This is a genomic window from Pseudomonas sp. IT-P100 (genome assembly GCF_949767185.1).
Classification (GTDB): Bacteria; Pseudomonadota; Gammaproteobacteria; order Pseudomonadales; family Pseudomonadaceae; genus Aquipseudomonas; species Aquipseudomonas fluorescens_B.
Genome location: NZ_CATKQK010000059.1, coordinates 42,411 through 62,769 on the forward strand (window position 1 = coordinate 42,411; position 20,359 = coordinate 62,769).

Annotated in this window: 21 protein-coding genes; 6 read left to right on the forward strand and 15 right to left on the reverse strand. The window is 60.2% G+C overall.

Features of this window, described 5'->3' with window-relative positions:
- Positions 1–10 precede the first annotated feature (10 nt).
- The 11 genes from ACM6IQ_RS29530 to ACM6IQ_RS29580 all read right to left on the reverse strand — a co-directional run bounded on the left by ACM6IQ_RS29530 (position 11) and on the right by ACM6IQ_RS29580 (position 9,800).
- Complete coding sequence (locus ACM6IQ_RS29530; RefSeq protein WP_414880523.1) at positions 11–517, reverse strand: DUF2878 domain-containing protein; 507 nt, start codon at positions 515–517, stop codon at positions 11–13.
- Positions 510–1,781: an SAM-dependent methyltransferase gene (locus ACM6IQ_RS29535; protein WP_017340747.1), complete on the reverse strand. Its 1,272-nt coding sequence runs from the start codon at positions 1,779–1,781 to the stop codon at positions 510–512. The genes ACM6IQ_RS29530 and ACM6IQ_RS29535 overlap by 8 nt, the downstream gene beginning before the upstream one ends.
- Entirely contained in the window at positions 1,768–2,583 is an 816-nt protein-coding gene (locus ACM6IQ_RS29540; RefSeq protein ID WP_017340746.1) for a DUF1365 domain-containing protein, read from the reverse strand. The genes ACM6IQ_RS29535 and ACM6IQ_RS29540 overlap by 14 nt, the downstream gene beginning before the upstream one ends.
- Positions 2,580–3,827, reverse strand: a complete 1,248-nt coding sequence (locus ACM6IQ_RS29545) for an NAD(P)/FAD-dependent oxidoreductase (protein ID WP_017340745.1) — start codon at positions 3,825–3,827, stop codon at positions 2,580–2,582. Before ACM6IQ_RS29545 ends, ACM6IQ_RS29540 begins: the two co-directional genes overlap by 4 nt.
- Positions 3,824–4,606, reverse strand: coding sequence for an SDR family NAD(P)-dependent oxidoreductase (locus tag ACM6IQ_RS29550; protein ID WP_017340744.1), 783 nt, complete (start codon positions 4,604–4,606; stop codon positions 3,824–3,826). Before ACM6IQ_RS29550 ends, ACM6IQ_RS29545 begins: the two co-directional genes overlap by 4 nt.
- On the reverse strand, positions 4,603–5,025 hold the full coding sequence (locus ACM6IQ_RS29555) for a nuclear transport factor 2 family protein (protein WP_017340743.1): 423 nt from the start codon (positions 5,023–5,025) through the stop codon (positions 4,603–4,605). Before ACM6IQ_RS29555 ends, ACM6IQ_RS29550 begins: the two co-directional genes overlap by 4 nt.
- On the reverse strand, positions 5,018–6,463 hold the full coding sequence (phrB, locus tag ACM6IQ_RS29560; RefSeq protein ID WP_414880580.1) for a deoxyribodipyrimidine photo-lyase: 1,446 nt from the start codon (positions 6,461–6,463) through the stop codon (positions 5,018–5,020). The genes ACM6IQ_RS29555 and phrB overlap by 8 nt, the downstream gene beginning before the upstream one ends.
- A gap of 21 nt (positions 6,464–6,484) precedes the next feature.
- Positions 6,485–7,426, reverse strand: a complete 942-nt coding sequence (locus ACM6IQ_RS29565; protein ID WP_017340741.1) for a MerR family transcriptional regulator — start codon at positions 7,424–7,426, stop codon at positions 6,485–6,487.
- On the reverse strand, positions 7,426–8,385 hold the full coding sequence (locus ACM6IQ_RS29570) for a YbgA family protein (RefSeq protein WP_017340740.1): 960 nt from the start codon (positions 8,383–8,385) through the stop codon (positions 7,426–7,428). Before ACM6IQ_RS29570 ends, ACM6IQ_RS29565 begins: the two co-directional genes overlap by 1 nt.
- A gap of 216 nt (positions 8,386–8,601) precedes the next feature.
- Entirely contained in the window at positions 8,602–8,817 is a 216-nt protein-coding gene (locus tag ACM6IQ_RS29575; protein WP_414880524.1) for a TIGR02450 family Trp-rich protein, read from the reverse strand.
- Positions 8,814–9,800 carry an NAD(P)/FAD-dependent oxidoreductase gene (locus ACM6IQ_RS29580; protein ID WP_017340738.1) on the reverse strand — a complete coding sequence of 329 codons (987 nt, stop codon included), beginning with the start codon at positions 9,798–9,800 and terminating at the stop codon, positions 8,814–8,816. The genes ACM6IQ_RS29575 and ACM6IQ_RS29580 overlap by 4 nt, the downstream gene beginning before the upstream one ends.
- 196 nt (positions 9,801–9,996) lie before the next feature.
- Here ACM6IQ_RS29580 and ACM6IQ_RS29585 point away from each other — a divergent pair, with 196 nt between their 5' ends.
- Both ACM6IQ_RS29585 and hemH read left to right on the forward strand, forming a co-directional pair.
- Positions 9,997–10,899, forward strand: a complete 903-nt coding sequence (locus ACM6IQ_RS29585) for a TIGR01777 family oxidoreductase (protein WP_017340737.1) — start codon at positions 9,997–9,999, stop codon at positions 10,897–10,899.
- 13 nt (positions 10,900–10,912) lie between these two features.
- A complete protein-coding gene (gene hemH / locus ACM6IQ_RS29590; RefSeq protein WP_414880525.1) occupies positions 10,913–11,938 on the forward strand; it encodes a ferrochelatase in 1,026 nt (341 codons plus the stop codon).
- A 141-nt stretch (positions 11,939–12,079) separates the two neighbouring features.
- On the opposite strand, the gene ACM6IQ_RS29595 is transcribed toward hemH, so the two are convergent.
- The gene (locus tag ACM6IQ_RS29595) at positions 12,080–13,354 is read right to left on the reverse strand and encodes a uracil-xanthine permease family protein (RefSeq protein WP_414880526.1); all 1,275 of its coding nucleotides are present in this window, start codon (positions 13,352–13,354) and stop codon (positions 12,080–12,082) included.
- Positions 13,355–13,356: 2 nt separating this feature from the next.
- The gene (upp, locus tag ACM6IQ_RS29600; protein ID WP_017340734.1) at positions 13,357–13,995 is read right to left on the reverse strand and encodes a uracil phosphoribosyltransferase; all 639 of its coding nucleotides are present in this window, start codon (positions 13,993–13,995) and stop codon (positions 13,357–13,359) included.
- A gap of 164 nt (positions 13,996–14,159) precedes the next feature.
- Between upp and ACM6IQ_RS29605 the strand changes: the two genes are divergently transcribed.
- On the forward strand, positions 14,160–14,717 hold the full coding sequence (locus ACM6IQ_RS29605) for a hypoxanthine-guanine phosphoribosyltransferase (protein ID WP_017340733.1): 558 nt from the start codon (positions 14,160–14,162) through the stop codon (positions 14,715–14,717).
- A 3-nt stretch (positions 14,718–14,720) separates the two neighbouring features.
- The gene (locus ACM6IQ_RS29610; RefSeq protein WP_414880527.1) at positions 14,721–15,194 is read left to right on the forward strand and encodes a WbuC family cupin fold metalloprotein; all 474 of its coding nucleotides are present in this window, start codon (positions 14,721–14,723) and stop codon (positions 15,192–15,194) included.
- A 7-nt stretch (positions 15,195–15,201) separates the two neighbouring features.
- Here the strand turns inward: ACM6IQ_RS29610 and dauA are convergent, their stop codons facing one another.
- The gene (gene dauA, locus ACM6IQ_RS29615; RefSeq protein ID WP_414880528.1) at positions 15,202–16,923 is read right to left on the reverse strand and encodes a C4-dicarboxylic acid transporter DauA; all 1,722 of its coding nucleotides are present in this window, start codon (positions 16,921–16,923) and stop codon (positions 15,202–15,204) included.
- 151 nt (positions 16,924–17,074) lie between these two features.
- Between dauA and ACM6IQ_RS29620 the strand changes: the two genes are divergently transcribed.
- Together ACM6IQ_RS29620 and ACM6IQ_RS29625 are read left to right on the forward strand one after the other, a co-directional pair.
- Complete coding sequence (locus tag ACM6IQ_RS29620; RefSeq protein WP_017340730.1) at positions 17,075–17,560, forward strand: hypothetical protein; 486 nt, start codon at positions 17,075–17,077, stop codon at positions 17,558–17,560.
- Positions 17,561–17,623: 63 nt separating this feature from the next.
- Positions 17,624–17,911, forward strand: coding sequence for a PA4642 family protein (locus ACM6IQ_RS29625; RefSeq protein ID WP_017340729.1), 288 nt, complete (start codon positions 17,624–17,626; stop codon positions 17,909–17,911).
- 207 nt (positions 17,912–18,118) lie between these two features.
- Here the strand turns inward: ACM6IQ_RS29625 and mqo are convergent, their stop codons facing one another.
- Positions 18,119–19,627: a malate dehydrogenase (quinone) gene (mqo, locus tag ACM6IQ_RS29630; protein WP_017340728.1), complete on the reverse strand. Its 1,509-nt coding sequence runs from the start codon at positions 19,625–19,627 to the stop codon at positions 18,119–18,121.
- Positions 19,628–20,359 lie beyond the last annotated feature (732 nt).

Here is a 20,359-nt window from a genome sequence, read left to right on the forward strand (position 1 = left end):
TGACGGACGCTCAACCATGGGTGTCGGACGCCGCCAACCGCTGGGCCATGAAATGCAACGTGGGAAACAGCAGTGCCCAGAGTAGTCCGATGCCGATCAGCGTCGGTACTTGGCCATAAGGGAATTGCACCCCGGCCAGTTGTCCTCCCGCGTAATACGACAACGGTCCACCCACGGCGCCCAGCAGGCTGCCCAGCCACCAGGGCGTTGCGGTCCATTGCAGGCAATGGCGCAACGTCGTTGCCAGCAACGCCCATAACAGCATCAGCCATAGAGGAATCAGCGGCACGATCTCGTTGAACTCGAACACCCCCAGCCAGTGCAATGAACTGTCGACGGTCGTGCCCAGCAACACCACGCTGAGAATCAGCCGGCCTTCGTCCACCCAACGACTTATCCACAGCAGATGAATCACCAAAGCGCCCACCGCCACCAACAACCACAAGCTGTTGCCGCCGATCACGCAGACAAACCAGCCGAGCTGGAACAGCGCCGCGTTGGCCAAGCGTTCAAGCATCGAAGCGGCCAAGCAGCGGCTCGGTGATCGCCGAAGGTTTGGCCAGCAGTAACTGCGCAGTGCCGATGGTGCGCTCCAGGAAACCCCCTTCGCAGTAGCACAGGTAAAACTCCCACAGCCGCAGGAAATAATCGTCATAGCCCAATTCGCTCAAGCGACCTTGGGCGCGGCGAAAGTTTTCATGCCACAGGCGCAAGGTTCGTGCGTAGTGCAGGCCGAAATCCTCCATGTGCAGCAAGTTCATGTCGGTGTCGCGGCTGACGATCTCGAGCATTTTCTGCACACAGGGCAGGGCGCCGCCAGGGAAGATGTAGCGCTGAATGAAATCGACGCTGCCCTTGGCCTGCTCGTAGCGCTGCTCGCGGATGGTGATCGCCTGCAACAGCATCAAGCCATTGCTTTTGAGCAAGTGCGCGCACTGCTTGAAATAGGTCGGCAGAAAGCGATGGCCCACGGCTTCGATCATCTCGATCGACACCAGTTTGTCGTACTGCCCGGTGAGGTCGCGGTAATCCTTGAGCAACAACGTGACCTGATCTTGCAACCCGAGGGCGTCGATCCGTTGCGCGGTAAAGGCGTACTGCTCCCTGGACAGCGTGGTGGTGGTGACTTTGCAGCCATAATGCTGTGCCGCGTACAGCGCCATGCTGCCCCAGCCGGTGCCGATTTCCAGCAGGTGATCGCTTGGTTTGAGGTCGAGTTTCTGGCAGATCCGTTGCAGTTTGTTCAACTGAGCCTGTTCCAGACTGTCCTCGGGACTCAGGAATTGTGCCGCCGAATACATCATGGTCGGGTCGAGAAACTGTTCGAACAGGTCGTTGCCGAGGTCGTAGTGCGCGGCGATGTTTTTCTGCGAGCCCTTGCGCGTGTTGCGGTTGAGCCAGTGCAACCCTTGAACGAACGGCCGGCTGAGTTTTGCCAGACCGCCTTCCAGCGCATCCAGCACTTCCAGGTTGCTGACGAACACGCGAACCACTGCGGTGAGGTCCGGCGAACTCCAGTAACCGTGGATAAACGCCTCGCCCGCGCCGATCGAACCGTTGCTTGCCACCAGTCCCCACGCTGCGGCATCGAGGATGTGAATCTCCCCCAGCAAATGGCTGCCAGCGGTGCCGAAGACCAGACGCTCGCCGTCCTCGACGACCACCAGTTGTCCATGTTTGAGGTGGGCCAGTTGCCGCAGCACACCGCGACGCAGCAACATCTCGGTCAGACCGTTGATGCGTCGCGGTGTGGCCTTGGCCGAGACACTAGAGGATTTCATGGCGGCGATCCTTGGGCGGAACGGTGGCGGTTTGAAAGCTGCCATTGGCAGCTTGATGAGCAAATATCGGCGTGCGTTTGAGCAGCAGGCGCAGGGCTTGCCAATAAATCGCCAGGCAGGTTTTCGCGGTCATCCACGGAAAGCGCCGCAAGTAACGGTGCAGGCTGGCGCGACTCAAGTCTTCGCGTTTCAGGTTGAGCGTGGCGTCGAACAGCTTCAGCTCGCCCTGCCAGTCGGCCATGTGCACGCCGAGCTTTTTCGCGACGGGGCTGAAGCTCATGCGGTGTTCGAGATCGCGTGGCAGAAACGGCGACACATGAAACGACTTGGCCACGGCGAAATGCTGATGGAAGTCACGCAGGTCCTCCGGCGTCCTGGCTGGCAGCACATAGTGATAACGCTCGCGCCACGGGGTATTGGTGACTTCGGCAAGAATCGCCGCCAGTTGGCCGTCAGCTTCGTAACAATAAAAAAAACTCACCGGGTTGAACGCCAGGCCCCAACTGCGAGGCTGGGTCAACAGGCACACCGACCCTTGTGGCGCATGACCAATGGCCAGGCGGACCTGTTCGCGCACGGCATCGATCAGGCGCATGCCGTTGCCGGTGCAGGTTTTGAGGTAGTCGCTTTCGCGAAACGAAAACGGCGAGAAACGGCGGTTGCCCGCCAGCGGTGACAACCCGAGCACGACGTCCTGTTCATCTAGATCGAGGTACAGCAGGCCGATCCGGTAACGGAATTCATGGCGCCTTGGGGCAAACCGCCGATGGGCGATCCAGCCGCTGTAGAGGGCGCTGTTCACAGCACTTCCCCGAACGAGCGGGCCACGCGCAACGCGCTGACCACGCCGTCTTCATGGAAACCGTTGGCCCAGTAGGCGCCGCAATAAAAACTGTGTTGCGCGCCATTCAATTCTTCCCAGCGCGCCTGTGCGGCCACTGCCGCCAGGCTGTACTGCGGATGGGCGTAGGTGAATCGGCCGAGCACCATGGACGGACTGATGCCGGCGCTCTGGTTGAGGCTGACGCAGAAGGTGGTGTCGCTCTGGATGCCTTGCAGAATGTTCATGTCGTAGGTGACCGCGGCCAGCGTATGTCCGGCACCGCCGAGGCGGTAATTCCAACTGGCCCAGGCGCGTTTGCGCGACGGCAGCAGGCGCGTGTCGGTGTGCAGCACCACTTCGTTGTCGGCATAGGGCAGGGCGCCGAGGATCGACCGTTCGGCTTCGCTGGGCTTGGCCAGCAGTTTCAGCGCCTGATCGCTGTGGCAGGCAAACACGACTTTGTCGAAGCGTTCGCTGCCGGCGCTGCTGTGGATCACGACACCATCGGCATCGCGCTCGACCCGTATCACGGGACAGTTGAGGCGGATCTTCTGCTTGAAGGTCGCGGTCAACGGTGCGATGTACGCACTCGAACCGCCCTCGATCACCCGCCATTGCGGGCGATTGTTGACCGACAGCAAACCGTGATTCTTGAAGAACCGCACAAAGAATTCCACCGGGAAATTCAGCATCTGGGCCATCGGCATCGACCAGATCGCCGCGCCCATCGGCACGATGTAATGCAGGATGAACCGTTCGCCGTAACCGCCGGCCTTGAGGTATTCATCGAGCGTGGTGTCGGCCGCGATCCGGCCCTCGGACAGGTCGGACTGAGCGCGCTTGTTGAAGCGCAGGATATCCCGCAGCATGCCCCAGAACCTCGGCGACAGCAGATTGCGGCGCTGGGCGAACAGGCTGTTGAGGTTGTTGCCGTTGTACTCGAGGCCGCTGTCCGGGTCGGTGACCGAGAAACTCATCTCTGTCGCTTTGAAACCGACGCCGATCTGGCCCAGCAGGCGAATGAAATTCGGGTAGGTCCGGTCGTTGAACACAATGAAACCGGTGTCCACGGCATACTCCTTGCCATCGACCTTCACGTCCACGGTGTGGGTATGACCGCCGACCCGGTCGCCGGCCTCGAACAGGGTGATCGCGTGGCTTCGATTCAGCAGGTAAGCGCAGGTGAGCCCCGAGATGCCGCTGCCTATGATAGCGATGTTCACGGCACGTCCTTGATCGGCGGACTGCTGCGCACCATGCGTTTGCCGATGGCGAGCTTCACCCGGTTGGGCATTTTCGACAGCGGCCAGAGCGCCGCCATGAACAGCGCCGGGAACGCGATCTCCAGTGGCCGGTTTTTCAGTTTGGCGAAGATGTGCCGCGCCGCTTTGCCCACCGGCCAACTGAGCGGCATCGGGAAATCGTTCTTCGCCGTCAGCGGTGTGTCGACGAACCCCGGGCTGACCACGGTGACTTCGATGCCTTCGGGCGCGAGGTCAATGCGCAACGATTCGAACAGATAACGCAGCCCGGCCTTCGACGCGCCATACGCCTCCGCCCGTGGCAGCGGCAGGTAAGTCACCGAACTGGCGACGCCCACCAGGTGCGGCGCGGTGCCTTTGCGCAACAGCGGCAGCGCCGCTTCGATGCAGTAACTGCTGGCCAGCAGATTGGTGCGCACCACGTGCTCGATGATCGACGAGTCGAACTGCTGAACGTCGACGTATTCGCAGGTGCCGGCATTGAGAATCACCGTATCCAGCGAGCCCCAGTCATGCGTAATTTGCTCGCCGATTTCGCGCACGGTCTGGCTGTTGGTCAGGTCTCCCGCCACCACCAACACTTGCCCGGGATAGCGTTGCGACAAGACTTTCAGCGGCGCCAGCGAGCGTGAGCTGACCGCCAGGTGGGCGCCGGTTTTCAGGATTTCCTCGGCCAGCGCGGCGCCAATGCCGCTGCTGGCCCCGGTCAGCCAATATCGTCGTGGAGGTGTAAGGCTCATCCCATTCTCCTTTTCAACCAAGCGATTGCCCGGCCCAATACGGGTACATGTTCGTAAAGCAGAGCCCCGGCATCGAAGTAATCCCGGTGGCGATAGACCTTGTCACTCCAGAGCAGGTGCGAGCAGCCATCCACCCGAATCAAGCCCCCGCCGGCCAGGCGTGGATGGCGGTAGCTCATGACCCAGCGCAGATAACCTTCGCCTTCGCCGGTCTGGTCGAAGCCGTAAAAATCGAAACGCAGCTCGCTGACGTTGGCGTAGAGCTCACTGAAATAGCTGCGCAAATGCCCGATGCCCTGTACTTCGTGCAGCGGATCGGTGAAATGCACATCAGCGGTATACAACTCATTCAGGCGTTGCAGGTTGTCTTTGTTGAGTTCACCAAACTGCCGGGCGAAACGCCGCAGAAAATCACTCATAGCCACCTCCGGCATTTTGTCGCGATGGCAGGTTTTTGAACGCGGTCAGCGCGCGAGCGCGGCTCGTACTCAGATTGACGATTGGCGACGGATAACCTGCCACCCCGAACAGGCCGCCGAGGTTTTCCGGGTTGTGCACGTCTTTCTTGTTCAGCCCGGCCAGCTCCGGCAGCCAGTGCTTGATGAACAGGCCTTCGCTGTCGAATTTTTCCGATTGGCTGAGCGGGTTGAAAATCCGGAAGTAGGGCGCGGAGTCGGTGCCGGTGGACGAACTCCACTGCCAGCCGCCGTTGTTCGCCGCGAGGTCGCCATCGATCAGGTGCCGCATGAAAAAACGTTCGCCTTCACGCCAGTCGATCAGCAGATTCTTGGTGAGGAACATCGCCACGACCATGCGCAAACGGTTGTGCATCCAGCCGGTTTCGAGCAGTTGGCGCATTGCGGCGTCGATGATCGGCAGGCCGGTACGCGCTTCTTGCCAGGCCGCCAGTTCATCGGGGGCGTCGCGCCAGGCCAGGGCTTCGGTTTCCGGGCGGAAGGCGCGGTGGCGGGAGACGCGTGGGTAGCCCACCAGAATGTGTTTGTAGAACTCGCGCCACAGCAATTCGTTGATCCAGGTGACGGCGCCGACTTTGCCGCTTTCGAACTCGCCCTGATTGCTTTGCAGGGCTGCATGCAAGCACTGGCGCGGGGAAATGACGCCGGCCGCGAGGTAGGCCGAGAGCTGACTGGTGCCGGGTTTGGCCGGGAAGTCGCGTTCACTTTTGTAGTAGTCGATCTGCGCATCGGCGAAGGTATCGAGGCGGCGACGGGCTTCGGCTTCACCGGCGGGCCACAGCGCGCGCAAGGTTTCGCTGGGCGTGGCGAAGCCTGCAACGCTTGAAGGGATTTCATCACTGTCGACGGTCAGGCGCGATTGAGCCATTGGCGCGCTCACCAGGCTCGGCAACGAGCTGCGCAGACGGTCGTAGCAAACCTTGCGGAACTGACTGAAGACCTGGAAGTACGTACCGGTCTTGGTCAGCACGGTGCCGGGCTTGAACAGCAACTGATCGAGGTAGCTATAAAAGTCGATACCCTTGGTTTTCAGTGCGTCGGCTACTGCCGCATCACGGCGGCTTTCGTGAATGCCGTACTCCTCGTTGACGTGCACCGCGTCGATCTTCAACTGCTGGCACAGATCGAGCAAAACCTTCGGCGCTTCATCCCAGCGCGAGGCCATGCGGATGAGCAGCGGGATGTTCAACTCGCCGAGTGCGCGGCTCAATTCGCGAAGGTTGCGAAGCCAGAAATCCACTTTGCACGGTGCATCGTCATGCTCGCGCCATTGTTCCGGGCTCAACAAGTACACCGCCACGCTCGGGCCCCGGGATGCGGCGGTCGACAGGGCGGTGTTGTCATGCAGGCGCAAGTCGCTGCGCAGCCAGATCAATTGCAGGGTGGTATCCGTACGATTCATTTAAATAAGCCCGCGCTGAAGCAGGTCCTGATGCGCCGATAACGGATCTTCGGCCAGGAACAATTCTGCAATCTCTGTCGTTTTTACGGACAACTCGGCGTGGTGGATGCACACCGTTGGTCCGGCAATCATTTTTGGGCCGCCGACGCCGTTGAAAAGTTTCGGCAACTGCGCAAGGTTCATGGCTTTGCTGGAATACAGCAGTACGCCGCGAGCTTGCAGGTGATCGACCGCCAGTGCGAGCTCGCCCGCCGGCAGCGGCCAGTCGAACACTTCCACCGGGCAATCGGCACTGCTGATCAGCCACGCGGTGAGCCACAGGTGTGGTTCCAGCGGCAGGTCGGAGTGATTGATCAACAGCAGCGGTGCGCTGCGCAACTGACGGTTGTTATGGTAGATGCGCGCGCCGAATTTGCTGCGTAACCAGGAGTAAAAAAACACACGCTCCATCTGCGCGCCAAACTGGCCCTGCCAGCGTTGTTCAAGCTCGGCCAGCAACGGCATCAGCAACTGTTCGCACAGGGTCCGCGGTGGGTACAAAGCGATCGCCTGGTTGACGGTGTCATCGAGGGTGCGTTCGTTGAGCGAAGTGACCGCTTGCAGCAGCGTGTTGCACAGCACCTGCCAATCATTTTCGACCGACTCGCTAAAAGCTTGCGGGGAGTCGAGCAGTTGCTTGACCTGGCTGACGGCCACGCCACGATTGAGCCAGGTGAGGATCGTCAGGATGCGTTGCACGTGTTCGGCGCTGAACAGTCGATGCCCTTTGGGCGTACGTTGCGGCACGATCAGCCCGTAACGTCGTTCCCAGGCGCGCAAAGTGATGGCGTTGACGCCGGTCTGCCGGGCCACTTCACGAATCGGCAGCCAGCCTTCATCGAGGGCTTTTTTAAAGTCGGCGCCGAGGTCTTCGCGGGCACTGGTGTCGAGTGGAGTTTTCATCAGATCGCGTTTCGCAGGCTTAGGTTTTCCGGGTGCGGTTGCAGGTAAACCTGTTGTGCAATGTACGGATCCGGATGTCGGCGAAAGTGATGTTTGAGCAGCGTCAGCGGCACCACCAGCGGCACGATGCCGTGGCGGTACTGGCCGATGACGTGTTGCACTTCCTGTTTGTCGTCAGCGCTGATGACCTGTTTGAGGTATCCACTGATGTGTTGCAGAACATTGGTGTGGGTGCGGCGCGTGGCGCACTTCTTCAAGGCCGCCATCAGTTCGCTGAAATAGCGTGGGCCGAGTTCTTTCGGATCGATCTGGCCCATGTTGCCCAGCAGATTGCCCAGGGTTTTGTACTGCACCGGATTGTGGGCCATCAGCAGGTATTTATACCGCGAGTGAAATTCCGTCAGTCCGCGGCGAGTCAGGCCCGCTTGCAGCAGCTCTTGCCAGGCGCTGTAGGCGAACACTCGGGTAAGGAAGTTTTCCCGCAGCACCGGGTCATTGAGACGACCGTCTTCTTCCACTGGCAGGTCCGGATGCAACGCGCAGAAAGCCTGGGCATAGATGCCTCGGCCGCCGCCGTCTACGGGCGCGCCGTTGGCGTGGTAGACCTTGACCCGATCCAGGCCGCATGACGGTGATTTCTGCATGAAGATGTAGCCGCAGATATTGTCCAGCTCAATAGCCATTTTCTCGCCGTAATCGGCCAGCGCTCGGGTGACATTCAGTTCAGGGTCAACAGTGCCAAGGGCTTCAGGTTGTTCAGCGTCGCCGACCAGTCGTATGGGTTGCCGAGGGATGCCGAGACCGATCGCGACCTCCGGACAGACCGGGACGAATTCGAAATATTCAGTGAGGGTGCGGCTGCACAGCCGCGATTCCTTGTGCCCACCGTTGAAACGCACCTCGGCGCCCATCAGGCAGGCGCTGATAGCAATTTTCGGTTTCGCGCTGGCGTGGGGCATGGGTGCACCTCGAATCCAAGACCTGTACAAAATTAAATTTCTGTACAACATGCCTTCATCATAGATTCAAAGGTGTACAAGTCAAATTATTTGTATAGGTTTTTGCGGGAGCCCTGTGGGAGCGAGGCTGATCACCATGAACCTGAGATTGCTGAAGCGTGTCAGGTTTAAAGCGAAGGCATTGACGGACATTGCGAGTTCGCTTCTACAGGCGATCTATTTCCAGCCGAGTATCCAGGCGTCGCTGTTTTTCAGCGTTTGCCAGTCGAGCCGCTCACTGCGCTTGGTCAGCACCGCCTGCAATTCGACGTCCAGCACCGTGCCTTCCTCGTCGCGGAACAGCTCGGTGACCAGAAAATGTTTTTCGCGGTTTTGCGGCTGGGCTGCTGTCCATTTCGACAGCAGCAGCTTGCTCGGGTTGATTCGGTTCATTGCAGGTGCTCGTGCAGGCGGCGAGCGGCTTCCTGACCACTGAGCCATGCCCCCTCGACACGACCGGACAGGCACCAGTCGCCACACGCGTAAAGCCCCAGATCGGCATCGGCCAGGGTGCCCCATTCATGGCTGGTGGCGGGGCGGGCGTAGAGCCAGCGGTGGGCGAGGCTGAACGTAGGCGCTGGCATCGCACTGTGGAGCAGTTCGGCGAACGCGCCATGCAATTGCTCGATCACAGCCTCTTTGGGCAGGTCGATATGTTGCCGGCTCCAGGCACTCGTGGCGTGCAGCACCCAGGTGTCCATTGTGTTGTCACGCCCCGGTTTGCTGCGGTTGCGGGCCAGCCAGTCGAGCGGGCTGTCCTGCACGAAGCAGCCTTCCATGGGGGTGTCCAGCGGTGTATCGAAGGCCAGCGCGACCGCCCAGGTGGGGTCCATTTTTACCCCGGCGGCGGCACCGGCGAGCTTCGGCGCGGAGGCCAGCAATGCGGTCGCCTGGGGCGCGGGCGTGGCGACGATGACATGACTGAACGGGCCATGGGTGAATCCCTCGGCGTCCTGCAGATGCCAATGCTCCTCACCCCGATAGACCTCGGTGATGCGACAGGCGAAATGTACTTCCGAATCGCCGAGCAAGCCGCGGGTGATGGCACTCATGCGCGGCGTGCCGACCCAGCGCGTCTGTTCGTCCGGCGACAGATTGAGCTGACCACCGTGGAAGGTATAGAGCTGTGGCGTCCACTCGGCGACCCAGCCGTTGGCTTGCCAGCGCTGGACTTCCGTGACAAAGCGGCGATCGCGGGCAGTGAAATATTGCGCGCCCATGTCCAGGGCACCCGCGTCGCTGCGTTTGCTCGACATGCGTCCGCCACTGCCGCGGCTTTTATCGAAAAGTTGAACGACATGCCCGGCCTCCGTAAGCGCCTGGGCGGCTGAGAGTCCGGCGATGCCGGTGCCGATGATTGCGATAGGTACAGTCATAGGGGCCTCGTTTGCCTTTCTGTACAGACTACGCCGTGGATGAAACCTGTACAATATTGTTTTTTGGTATAACTTTTAGCGTTCTCGTTCTGACAGCTTGGCCTATTGTTATCAACAGAGCCTGCCCGATATCAAAGATCCCTGCTTATAAAAATAGACTAGTGATCAGGGTAAAACGCCACGCGAGGAAGAAGTCATGCACATATTGCTGACCGGCGGTACTGGTTTGATAGGGAGTCAACTCTGCCGACACTGGCTGAGCCAGGGACATCGTCTGACGGTATGGAGTCGGGCACCTGAAAAAGTCGCGAAAATCTGCGGTGCAGAAGTTCGTGGTGTCGCGCGGTTGGAAGATCTCGGACAAGAGCCCGTGGACGCGATTATCAACCTGGCGGGTGCTCCGATTGCCGACCGGCCCTGGACGACCAAGCGCAAGGCCTTGCTCTGGAGCAGTCGCATCACCCTGACCGAAACCCTGCTGGCCTGGCTCGACACCCGCGAACAGAAACCGCAGGTGTTGATCTCAGGCTCCGCCGTGGGCTGGTACGGCGACGGTGGCGAGCGGGAATTGACTGAGGAATCTCCACCCGTCATCGACGATTTCGCCAGCCAGTTGTGCATTGCCTGGGAGGAAACCGCGCAGCGCGCCGAGGCCTTGGGCATTCGAGTGATCCTGATTCGCACGGGGTTGGTGTTGTCTGCCGAGGGCGGCTTTTTGTCGCGGCTGTTGTTGCCGTTCAAACTGGGGCTGGGCGGGCCTCTTGGCGATGGTCGGCAGTGGATGCCGTGGATCCATATCAAGGATCAAATCGCCGTGATTGATTTTCTTCTGCATCAGAAAGACGCCAGCGGTCCTTATAATGCCTGCGCGCCCAAACCGGTGCGCAATCGTGAGTTTGCCAGCACGCTGGGCGCCGTGTTGCATCGCCCGGCATTCATGCCCATGCCGGCCCTGGCGTTGAAGGTGTGTTTGGGCGAATTGTCATTGCTGTTGCTGGGCGGCCAGAAAGCCGTGCCGGCGCGTTTGTTGAAAGCGGGTTTTACATTCCAGTTCACTGATTTGCGCGCGGCCCTGGACGACTTGTCCAGCCGCCTCTGAAATAGGACGTTGCATGACCGATCACGCGTTGCTTCTGGTCAACCTGGGTTCACCTGCCTCCACCTCTGTGGCGGATGTGCGCAGCTACCTCAATCAATTTCTGATGGACCCGTACGTGATCGACCTGCCATGGCCGGTGCGACGTTTGCTGGTGTCGCTGATTCTGATCAAGCGCCCGGAGCAGTCGGCCCACGCCTATGCCTCGATCTGGTGGGAGGAGGGCTCGCCGCTGGTGGTGCTCAGCCGTCGCTTGCAGCAGGCCATGACCGCTGAGTGGACTCACGGTCCGGTAGAACTGGCCATGCGTTACGGCGAGCCGTCGATTGAAACGAGACTGGTGCAGCTCGCTGCCCAGGGTCACAAGAAAATTACCCTCGCGCCGCTTTATCCACAGTTCGCCGACAGCACCGTCACGACGGTGATCGAGGAAGCCCGGCGGGTCGTGCGGGAGAAGCAACTCGACGTGCAGTTTTCGATTCTCCAGCCGTTCTACGATCAGCCGGAATACCTCGATGCGTTGGTGGCCAGCGCCAAGCCGTATTTACTGCAGGATTACGATCACCTGCTGCTGAGCTTCCACGGTTTGCCGGAGCGGCATCTGAAGAAAATCGACCCTACCGGTCACCATTGCTTCCAAAGCGATAATTGCTGCCTGAACGCTTCGCCAGAAGTTTTGTCGACCTGCTACCGCGCCCAATGCCTGCGCACTGCTTCCGAGTTTGCCAAGCGGCTGGGCTTGCCGGACGGCAAGTGGTCGGTGTCGTTTCAGTCGCGATTGGGTCGGGCGAAATGGATCGAACCCTACACCGAAGCACGCCTCGATGAGCTGGCGGGAATGGGCGTGAAGAAGTTGCTGGTGATGTGCCCGGCGTTCGTTGCCGATTGCATCGAGACGCTTGAGGAAATCGGTGATCGCGGGAATGAACTGTTCCGCGAAGCGGGGGGAGATGAGTTGGTGCTGGTGCCGTGTCTCAACGATGATCCGCAGTGGGCCAAGGCGCTGAGAACTTTGTGCGAAAGAGCGCCGTTGGCGCTGTAGAAATACAAACCGTGGCGAGGGAGCTTGCTCCCGCTGGGTCGCGAAGCGGCCCCAAAATTCTCGCAATCCATGAAGATTTTGTGAGTGCTGCGCGCACTCAAGCGGAAGCAAGCTCCCTCGCCACAGGGTGTTGTGTCAGCCTTAGATCAGCGGCTCATCCGCCTTCTTGTGCTTCCAGCTGTCATTGCCCGGCAGCAACAGGTTCAGCGCAATCGCCACCACCGCGCACAGCGCGATGCCTTTGAGGCCGAAGTCGTCCGGACCGGTGCCGGTGCCGACCAGCACGCCGCCTATCCCGAATACCAGCGTGACCGAAACGATCACCAGGTTGCGCGCTTCGCCCAGGTCGATCTTGTGGCGAATCAGCGTGTTCATCCCCACCGCCGCAATCGAACCGAACAACAGGCACAGAATCCCGCCCATCACCGGTACCGGAATGCTTTGCAGTAGCGCGCCGAACTTGCCGATGAACGCCAGGCTGATGGCAAAAATCGCCGCCCAGGTCATGATTTTCGGGTTGTAGTTCTTGGTCAGCATCACCGCGCCCGTCACTTCGGCGTAGGTGGTGTTGGGCGGACCGCCGAACAAACCGGCGGCGGTGGTGGCAATGCCGTCGCCGAGCAGGGTGCGGTGCAGGCCGGGCTTCTTCAGGTAGTCGCGACCGGTCACGCTGCCCACGGCGATCACGCCGCCGATGTGCTCGATGGCCGGGGCCAATGCCACCGGAACGATGAACAGAATCGCCTGCCAGTTGAATTCCGGCGCGGTGAAGTTGGGGATCGCGAACCACGGTGCCGCGACAATCTTCGCGGTATCGACCACGCCGAAATAGAACGCCATCGCAAAACCGACCAGCACGCCGGAGATGATCGGCACCAGGCGGAAAATGCCTTTGCCGAACACCGCGACGATCAGCGTCGTCAGCAGCGCAGGCATCGAGATCAGCATGGCCGTCTGGTAGTGGATCAGCTCGCTACCGTCGCCAGCCTTGCCCATCGCCATGTTGGCGGCGATCGGCGCCATGGCCAGGCCGATGGAGATGATCACCGGGCCAATCACCACCGGTGGCAGCAAGCGGTCGATGAAGCCGGTGCCTTTGATCTTCACGGCGAGGCCGAGGAAGGTGTAGACGAAACCGGCCGCCATCACACCGCCCATGGTCGCCGCGAGGCCGAATTGGCCCTTGGCGAGAATGATCGGGGTGATGAAGGCGAAGCTCGAAGCCAGGAACACTGGCACCTGACGCCCGGTGACGATCTGGAACAGAATCGTCCCCAGGCCCGCCGTGAACAGCGCTACGTTCGGATCGAGGCCGGTAATCAGCGGCATCAACACCAGCGCGCCGAACGCCACGAACAGCATCTGGGCGCCGGACAGCACCGTGCGCCAGAGCGGATCGTTGAACTCTTGCTGCATGGTCACGCGTCCTTCTGCTTGGTGCCGAAGATCTTGTCACCGGCATCGCCCAGGCCTGGGATGATGTAACCGTGTTCGTTCAGTTTCTCGTCAATGGAAGCGGTGTAGATGGTCACGTCCGGGTGAGCCTTCTCCACGGCGGCAATGCCTTCCGGCGCGGCGACCAGCACCATGGCGCGGATGTCGCGGCAACCGGCCTTTTTCAGCAGGTCGATGGTGGCGACCATGGAGCTGCCGGTGGCGAGCATCGGGTCGATGATCATGGCCAGGCGTTCGTTGATTTCGGGAACCAGTTTTTCCAGATAGGTGTGGGCCTGCAACGTTTCTTCGTTGCGGGCCACGCCCACGGCGCTGACCTTGGCCCCCGGAATCAGGCTGAGCACACCTTCGAGCATGCCGATACCGGCGCGCAGGATCGGCACCACGGTAATCTTCTTGCCGGCGATTTTCTCGACCGACACAGTGCCGCACCAGCCTTCGATGTCGTAGGATTCCAGCGGCAGGTCTTTGGTGGCTTCATAGGTCAAAAGGGCGCCGACTTCCTGAGCGAGCTCACGGAAATTCTTGGTGCTGATGTCTGCGCGGCGCATCAGGCCGAGTTTATGACGGATCAGCGGATGGCGGATCTCGAGGATGGGCATGGGAAAGGCTCCGGCGGCGGGCAAAAAAACCGGCCTAGATTAATCTATCCGAGGGTGTTGTCCTATAGACATAGAGTACGTTAGTCCACAAACGCTTGATCTGGCCGTGCGGGATGCGTACCTTTGCCCGCTTTTCCCGAATCCCGTCCCCCCTGGAGAGCGCCATGTCCGCTGATCTCGAGCATATCCGTCAAATCATGCGAGAGGCTGACTGCCTGTACACCGAAGCTGAAGTCGAGGCGGCCATCGCCCGCGTCGGTGCACACATCAACGAACAACTGGCTGAAACAAATCCGGTGGTGTTCTGTGTGATGAACGGCGGCCTGATTTTCGCCGGCAAGCTGCTCACCCATTTGCAATTCCCGCTGGAAGCGTCCTACCTGCACGCCACCCGCTATCGCAACGAAACCAGCGGCGGCGACCTGTTCTGGAAAGCCAAGCCGGAAGTGTCGTTCATTGACCGTGACGTGCTGATCATCGACGACATCCTCGACGAAGGTCACACCCTGGGCGCGATCATCGACTTCTGCAAACACGCTGGCGCGCGCAAAGTGCACACCGCCGTGCTGATCGACAAGGACCACGACCGCAAGGCTCGCCCGGACCTGAAAGCCGATTTCGTCGGCCTGCCGTGCATCGACCGTTACATCTTCGGTTACGGCATGGACTACAAAGGCTACTGGCGTAACGCCAACGGAATTTTCGCCGTTAAAGGGATGTAAGCGATGAGCGCGCCGAGCTTTCTTGATCAATCCTTGTTCAATGAATTGGCCGGGAAGGCTGCGGCAAATCCACGTGGGCGCCAGCATCACAACTTCCATCGGATGGAAGACGCTTGCCATCGCATGGCGGTGGGTCTGCAGCCGTCCACGTACATTCCGCCTCATCGGCATCTGTGTGAGAGCAAGGCTGAAACCTTGTTGGTCCTCAAAGGTCGGCTTGGTCTGCTGATTTTCGATGAGTCTGGTGTGGTGGTGCGCAAGCAGATTCTGCAGGCCGGTGGCGATTGCGTGGGTGTTGACCTGCCAACCGGTGTGTTCCATGGCCTGGTGGTGCTGGAAGCCGACAGCCTGATGTTCGAGTGCAAGGCCGGCCCTTATCGTCCCGTCGGTGAGGGAGAGCTTGCTCACTGGGCGCCGCGCGAAGGCGAGCCGGGTGTGGCTGAATATCAGGCGTGGATGCGCGCGCAGTTCGCCTGAAGCGCGCTCAGTTTTTCCCGGCCAGCCAGCGTTCGCTTTTGCGACGAGCCTGTTCCAGGTTGTTCACGTAGGCCAACTGACGCTGCTCCCGATGGATACCCGCGCGTCTGAGCTTCAGGCGCACCCGCGGGGAGGTCGCCACCAGAATCAGGCCAATGCCGTCCGTGCGGTAATCCCTGAGGATATTGTCGAAGGCCGCCAGCGCCGTCATGTCCAGCATGGGCACGGCGCTCATCTCGACGATCACCACTTTGACCTCCGGACTGAATTTGCGCAGGACTCCCAAGGCCTTTTCGGCCGCACCGAAAAACAACGGCCCGCGTATCGCGTAGCAACGAACGTGCGCCGGCATGTCCTGCAAGGCTTGATGGTAGGCGCGTGGCAGTTCGGCGGTGTCCGTCAGATCGCTCATACGCTTGATAAACAACCCGGCGGCCAGCAACAGGCCGACACCGACGGCCATTACCATGTCGAATAACACCGTCAGGCTCAGGCAGGTCAGCAAGACCAGCACATCGCTGCGGGGCGCGATGCGCAGTGTATGCAGCACGTGCCGGGCTTCGCTCATGTTCCACGCCACCATGACCAGCAATGCGGCCAGCGCAGCCATCGGCAGGTAGCTGAAAAGCGGTGCGAGCACCAGTATCGCCATCAGTACCACCGCGCTGTGAATAATGGCGGCCAATGGCGAAAAGGCTCCGCTGCGCACATTGGTGGCGCTTCGGGCGATCGCAGCCGTGGCGGTAATGCCGCCGAACAACGGTGCGATAAGGTTGCCCAGGCCCTGGCCCAGCAGTTCGGCGTTGGGGTCGTGTTTGCTGCCGGTCATGCCATCCGCCACCACCGCACACAACAAGGACTCGATGGCACCGAGCATGGCAATGGCGAACGCCGGCGCCATTAATTGACGGATCAAGTCGTAGGACAGGTGCAGCGGCTGGCCGTCGGGACCGGGTAGATTCCACGGCCAATCGAAGCTCGGCAGGAACGGTGGAATGCCGGGATGGCTGACGCCCTCGACCATGTAGCTGAAACGCTCACCCAAGGTCGCCACCGCCAACCCGCCGTGTTCCAGCGCCAACCCCAGGAGGGCGCCGACGGTCAGCGCCACCAGATGCCCCGGGATCCTCGGTACCCACCGTGGCCAGACAATCAGAACGGCCAGGCAGGCGATACCGATGATCCCGTCCCCCAGCCGAGCGGTGGGCAACGCGAGAATCAGTACACCCAGCTGTTCGATGTAGTGTTCTGCCTGGCTGGGGGTGTTCAGGCCCAGCAAATCCTTCAATTGCAGGGTGGCAATGACAATGCCGATCCCGGCGGTAAAGCCCAGCGTGACCGGATACGGAATGTACTGAATCAACCGCCCGGCGCGAATCAGTCCCAGGGCAATGAGGATGACGCCGGCAAGCATGGTGCAGAGCAGCAAGCCGCCCAGGCCATATTGTTGGGTGATGGGCAGCAGGATGACCACGAACGCGGCGGTCGGCCCACTGACATTGAAACGCGAACCGCCGGTGAGAGCGATCAGGGGCGCGGCGATCAGTACCGTATACAACCCTTGCTGGGGCGGTACACCTACGGCAATCGCCAGGGCCATGGCCAATGGGATGGCGATAATCCCTACCGTCACTCCGGCACTGATGTCGCCGCGTAAGCGTCTGAGGGTGTAGCCGGCGTGCCAGGTCTGACGCCAGGCGGCGAATAACGGGGGAACGGAGAACGACATGAGCACTCCACGGTAGACGGTGCACCATTGATCGACGGCTGAAAGCTCTTCCAGCATGGCCAGCTTGGTACTGCGAAGTATTGACCCATATCGCTAATTCGCGCAGATGATCCTCATGCTAGAGTGCTCCGCTTCGCCCTGGGAGCCCGTCATGAGCCTTTTGATCCGCAGCTGCGCCGCCCTGTTGCTGACCCTCAGCCTGCCCCTGGCCGCCGCGCCGGCGCCGATGCATGCGCAGTTTCTGCCACCGGACGACCTGACCCTGCGTGACGCCGAACCCGAGCAGCAACAACTGCTGCAGGTCACCGAATATTCGGTGGTGGTCGGCAGTCAGCGCCAGTCCACCCAACAACCGATCCCGGTGACGTCTCCGTTGCTGATCCGCCTCAAGGGCAAACCCTTGAACAAGGGCGCGACCATCAATCAGGTACTGGTCAACTTCGATGGCGAGAGCAAAAGCCTGAAAAAGCCGATCTACGACGACAAAAGCAAAACCCTGACGCTGTTTTATCCGATGGCGCAGTACCGCGTGGTGATCGACTTGTTGCGCAATGACACGGTGTATTGCCAGTTCCTCAGCTACGCCAATGGCCATGTCTGGGCTGACCTGCACACCGGGGCCGTTCGTCCGCGTTGAGCCCGGCGCCCTGTGAGGGGTAAACTGCCCGCCCCGTGAAATGTCTGCGAGCTGGAGTCGGCAATGCGTAAAGATAAGAAACAAGTGATTGGTGACGAGATCGGCGACGAGCAGATCAAGTTGTTTCTCGATTTCGAACCGGTCGACGCCACTTCGCCGTCCCTGCACAAACTGATCAAGGCCTACCGTGGCCTGCGCATTGACGACTTCGAGCGTTTTCTGACGTTCTTCGTCGAAGCCGGCTACGACGTTGATGGCCAGGATGAACACGGCAAGACCTTCGTTGACCTGATCAAGGATCAGCGCAACGCGGCCGAGTACATCGAACTGATCAACAAGGCTCGCGGCTGATCGTATCCGAAGCGAACCGAATACCTGTGGCGAGGGAGCTTGCTCCCGCTTTAGTGCGCAGCACTCACAAAATCTACGCCGTTGGCAGATTTTTGGGGCCGCTTCGCAGCCCGGCGGGAGCAAGCTCCCTCGCCACAAGATTGTTTTGCCGCCCATAAAAAAACGCCCCGCTCTCAATGAGAACGGGGCGTTTTTTATGCGCGACGATCAAGCGTAGCTTGGGGTCTCGCTGCTTTCTTCAACCAGTTCCAGCGCGATGTTGTTCTGCGTATTGATCTTGCGATACAGCGCAGCATCGGTTTCCAGAACCTTTTCACGGGCCGGGAAGATTTCCGCCAGTTTGGCCGCCCACTCGCCGGATGCTTTGGCCGGGAAGCATTTCTCGATCAGCTCCAGCATGATCGAAACGGTCACAGACGCGCCTGGCGAAGCGCCGAGCAGTGCAGCAAGGGAACCGTCCTTGGCCGCGACCAGCTCGGTGCCGAACTGCAGGACGCCGCCCTTTTTCGGGTCTTTCTTGATGATTTGAACCCGTTGGCCGGCCACTTCCAGGCGCCAGTCTTCGGCTTTCGCTTCAGGGTAGAAACGACGCAGGGAATCCAGGCGTTGCTCCATCGACTGCATCACTTCGCTGACCAGGTACTTGGTCAGGTCCATGTTGTTTTTCGCCACGGCCAGCATCGGGCCGATGTTGCCGGCGCGAACCGACATCGGCAGGTCCATGAAGGAGCCGTGCTTGAGGAACTTGGTGGTGAAACCGGCGTAAGGTCCGAACAGCAGGGACTTCTTGCCATCGACCACGCGAGTGTCGAGGTGCGGCACCGACATCGGTGGCGAACCCACGGCGGCCTGGCTATACACCTTGGCCTGGTGGTGTTTGACCACTTCCGGGTTGTCGCAACGCAGCCACTGGCCGCTGATCGGGAAGCCGCCGAAGCCTTTGCTTTCTTCGATGCCCGACGCCTGCAGCAACGGCAATGCCGCACCGCCCGCGCCGAGGAAGACGAACTTCGCGTCGACTTCGCGGGTGTTGCCGCTGTTCACGTCCTTGATGCTGACGGTCCAGCCGCCGTTGTTGCGCTTCAGACCGGTCACGCGCTTGCAGTACTTGACCTGGGCATCGGGTGCGCTGGTCAGGTGCTTGAGCAACTGGTTGGTCAGCGCGCCGAAGTTGACGTCGGTGCCGTTCATCACGCGGGTGGCGGCGACGACTTCGTCAGCCGGACGACCAGGCATCATCAATGGCATCCAGTCCGCCATTTTTGCCTTGTCTTCGGTGTATTCCATGTCGGAGAAGGCGTGGTGCTTGCTCAGCACGTTGAAGCGCTCCTTGAGGAAGGACACGCCACTGTCACCTTGCACGAAGCTCAGGTGCGGCACCGGGCTGATAAAGGACTTGCACGAACCGAAGGTGCCTTTTTTGGTCAGGTACGACCAGAACTGCTTCGACACCTCGAACTGGGTGTTGATGTGCACGGCTTTCTTGATGTCGACGGTGCCGTCGGCGGCCTGCGGCGTGTAATTGAGCTCACACAGCCCGGCGTGACCGGTACCGGCGTTGTTCCACGGGTTCGAACTCTCCGCGGCACCGGAATCCATCAGCTCGACGACTTCCAGCTTGATCGCGGGGTCGAGCTCTTTGAGCAGTACTGCGAGGGTGGCACTCATGATGCCGGCCCCAACCAGTACTACGTCGACTGCTTCGTTATGCGCCATTTAACGCGTCTCCAAAATCTGCAGCACCAAATTGTCGGCATGGCTGCCAGGCGTTCCGGGGCGAGTCAGTGATGCCCCTGGTACTCATGGCAGTATCGCCATGTCCGAATCTTCGCAATTTATCGCAACTTCGACGGACGCTACCGGCCGGGTCAATGAGGTCTATGAACTCATTTCAACGCGCGACTGGCAATTCGACTTATGGTCGAGACATCCGTTTGTGCAACCAAATCCGTAGCGGACAGGCTTCAGGCTCCGGTGTTCGAGGAATACTCGGTCCTGTGTCGTTGGGCTGTTCCAGACGCTAATGGTGCATATTCAGACGCAAAACTATTCATTTGCTCGCCACACTCTTGTGAAGTTGTGAAAACCCGTTTTTTTCACGCTCTTTTGAAGACGTGAACCTCAAAAAAGGGCTGCCCCAGCCTGGCACCGTGCCCGGATGGATTGCCGCCATGGGATGCATGACAGGCAAAACGGGCAAACAGCTCAGTGACCGAGCGTAATGACAGCTCTGCAGATTCGCGAAAAGTGGGGGTTTTGCTCAAGGAACAGCAAGCACGCCAGCTTCACTCGATCTGTGTGGGCGGCTCTCTGTGGGCGGTGCGGGGTGCCAATACCGAAGCATTGACGATGCTGCGAGGCCCGATCAGGAGACGTCCTTATAATCGGGGGGAGATTGTATCTAAGAAACGCAGGGAAATGGACGTGTTTAATGACTTTTATTAGGCG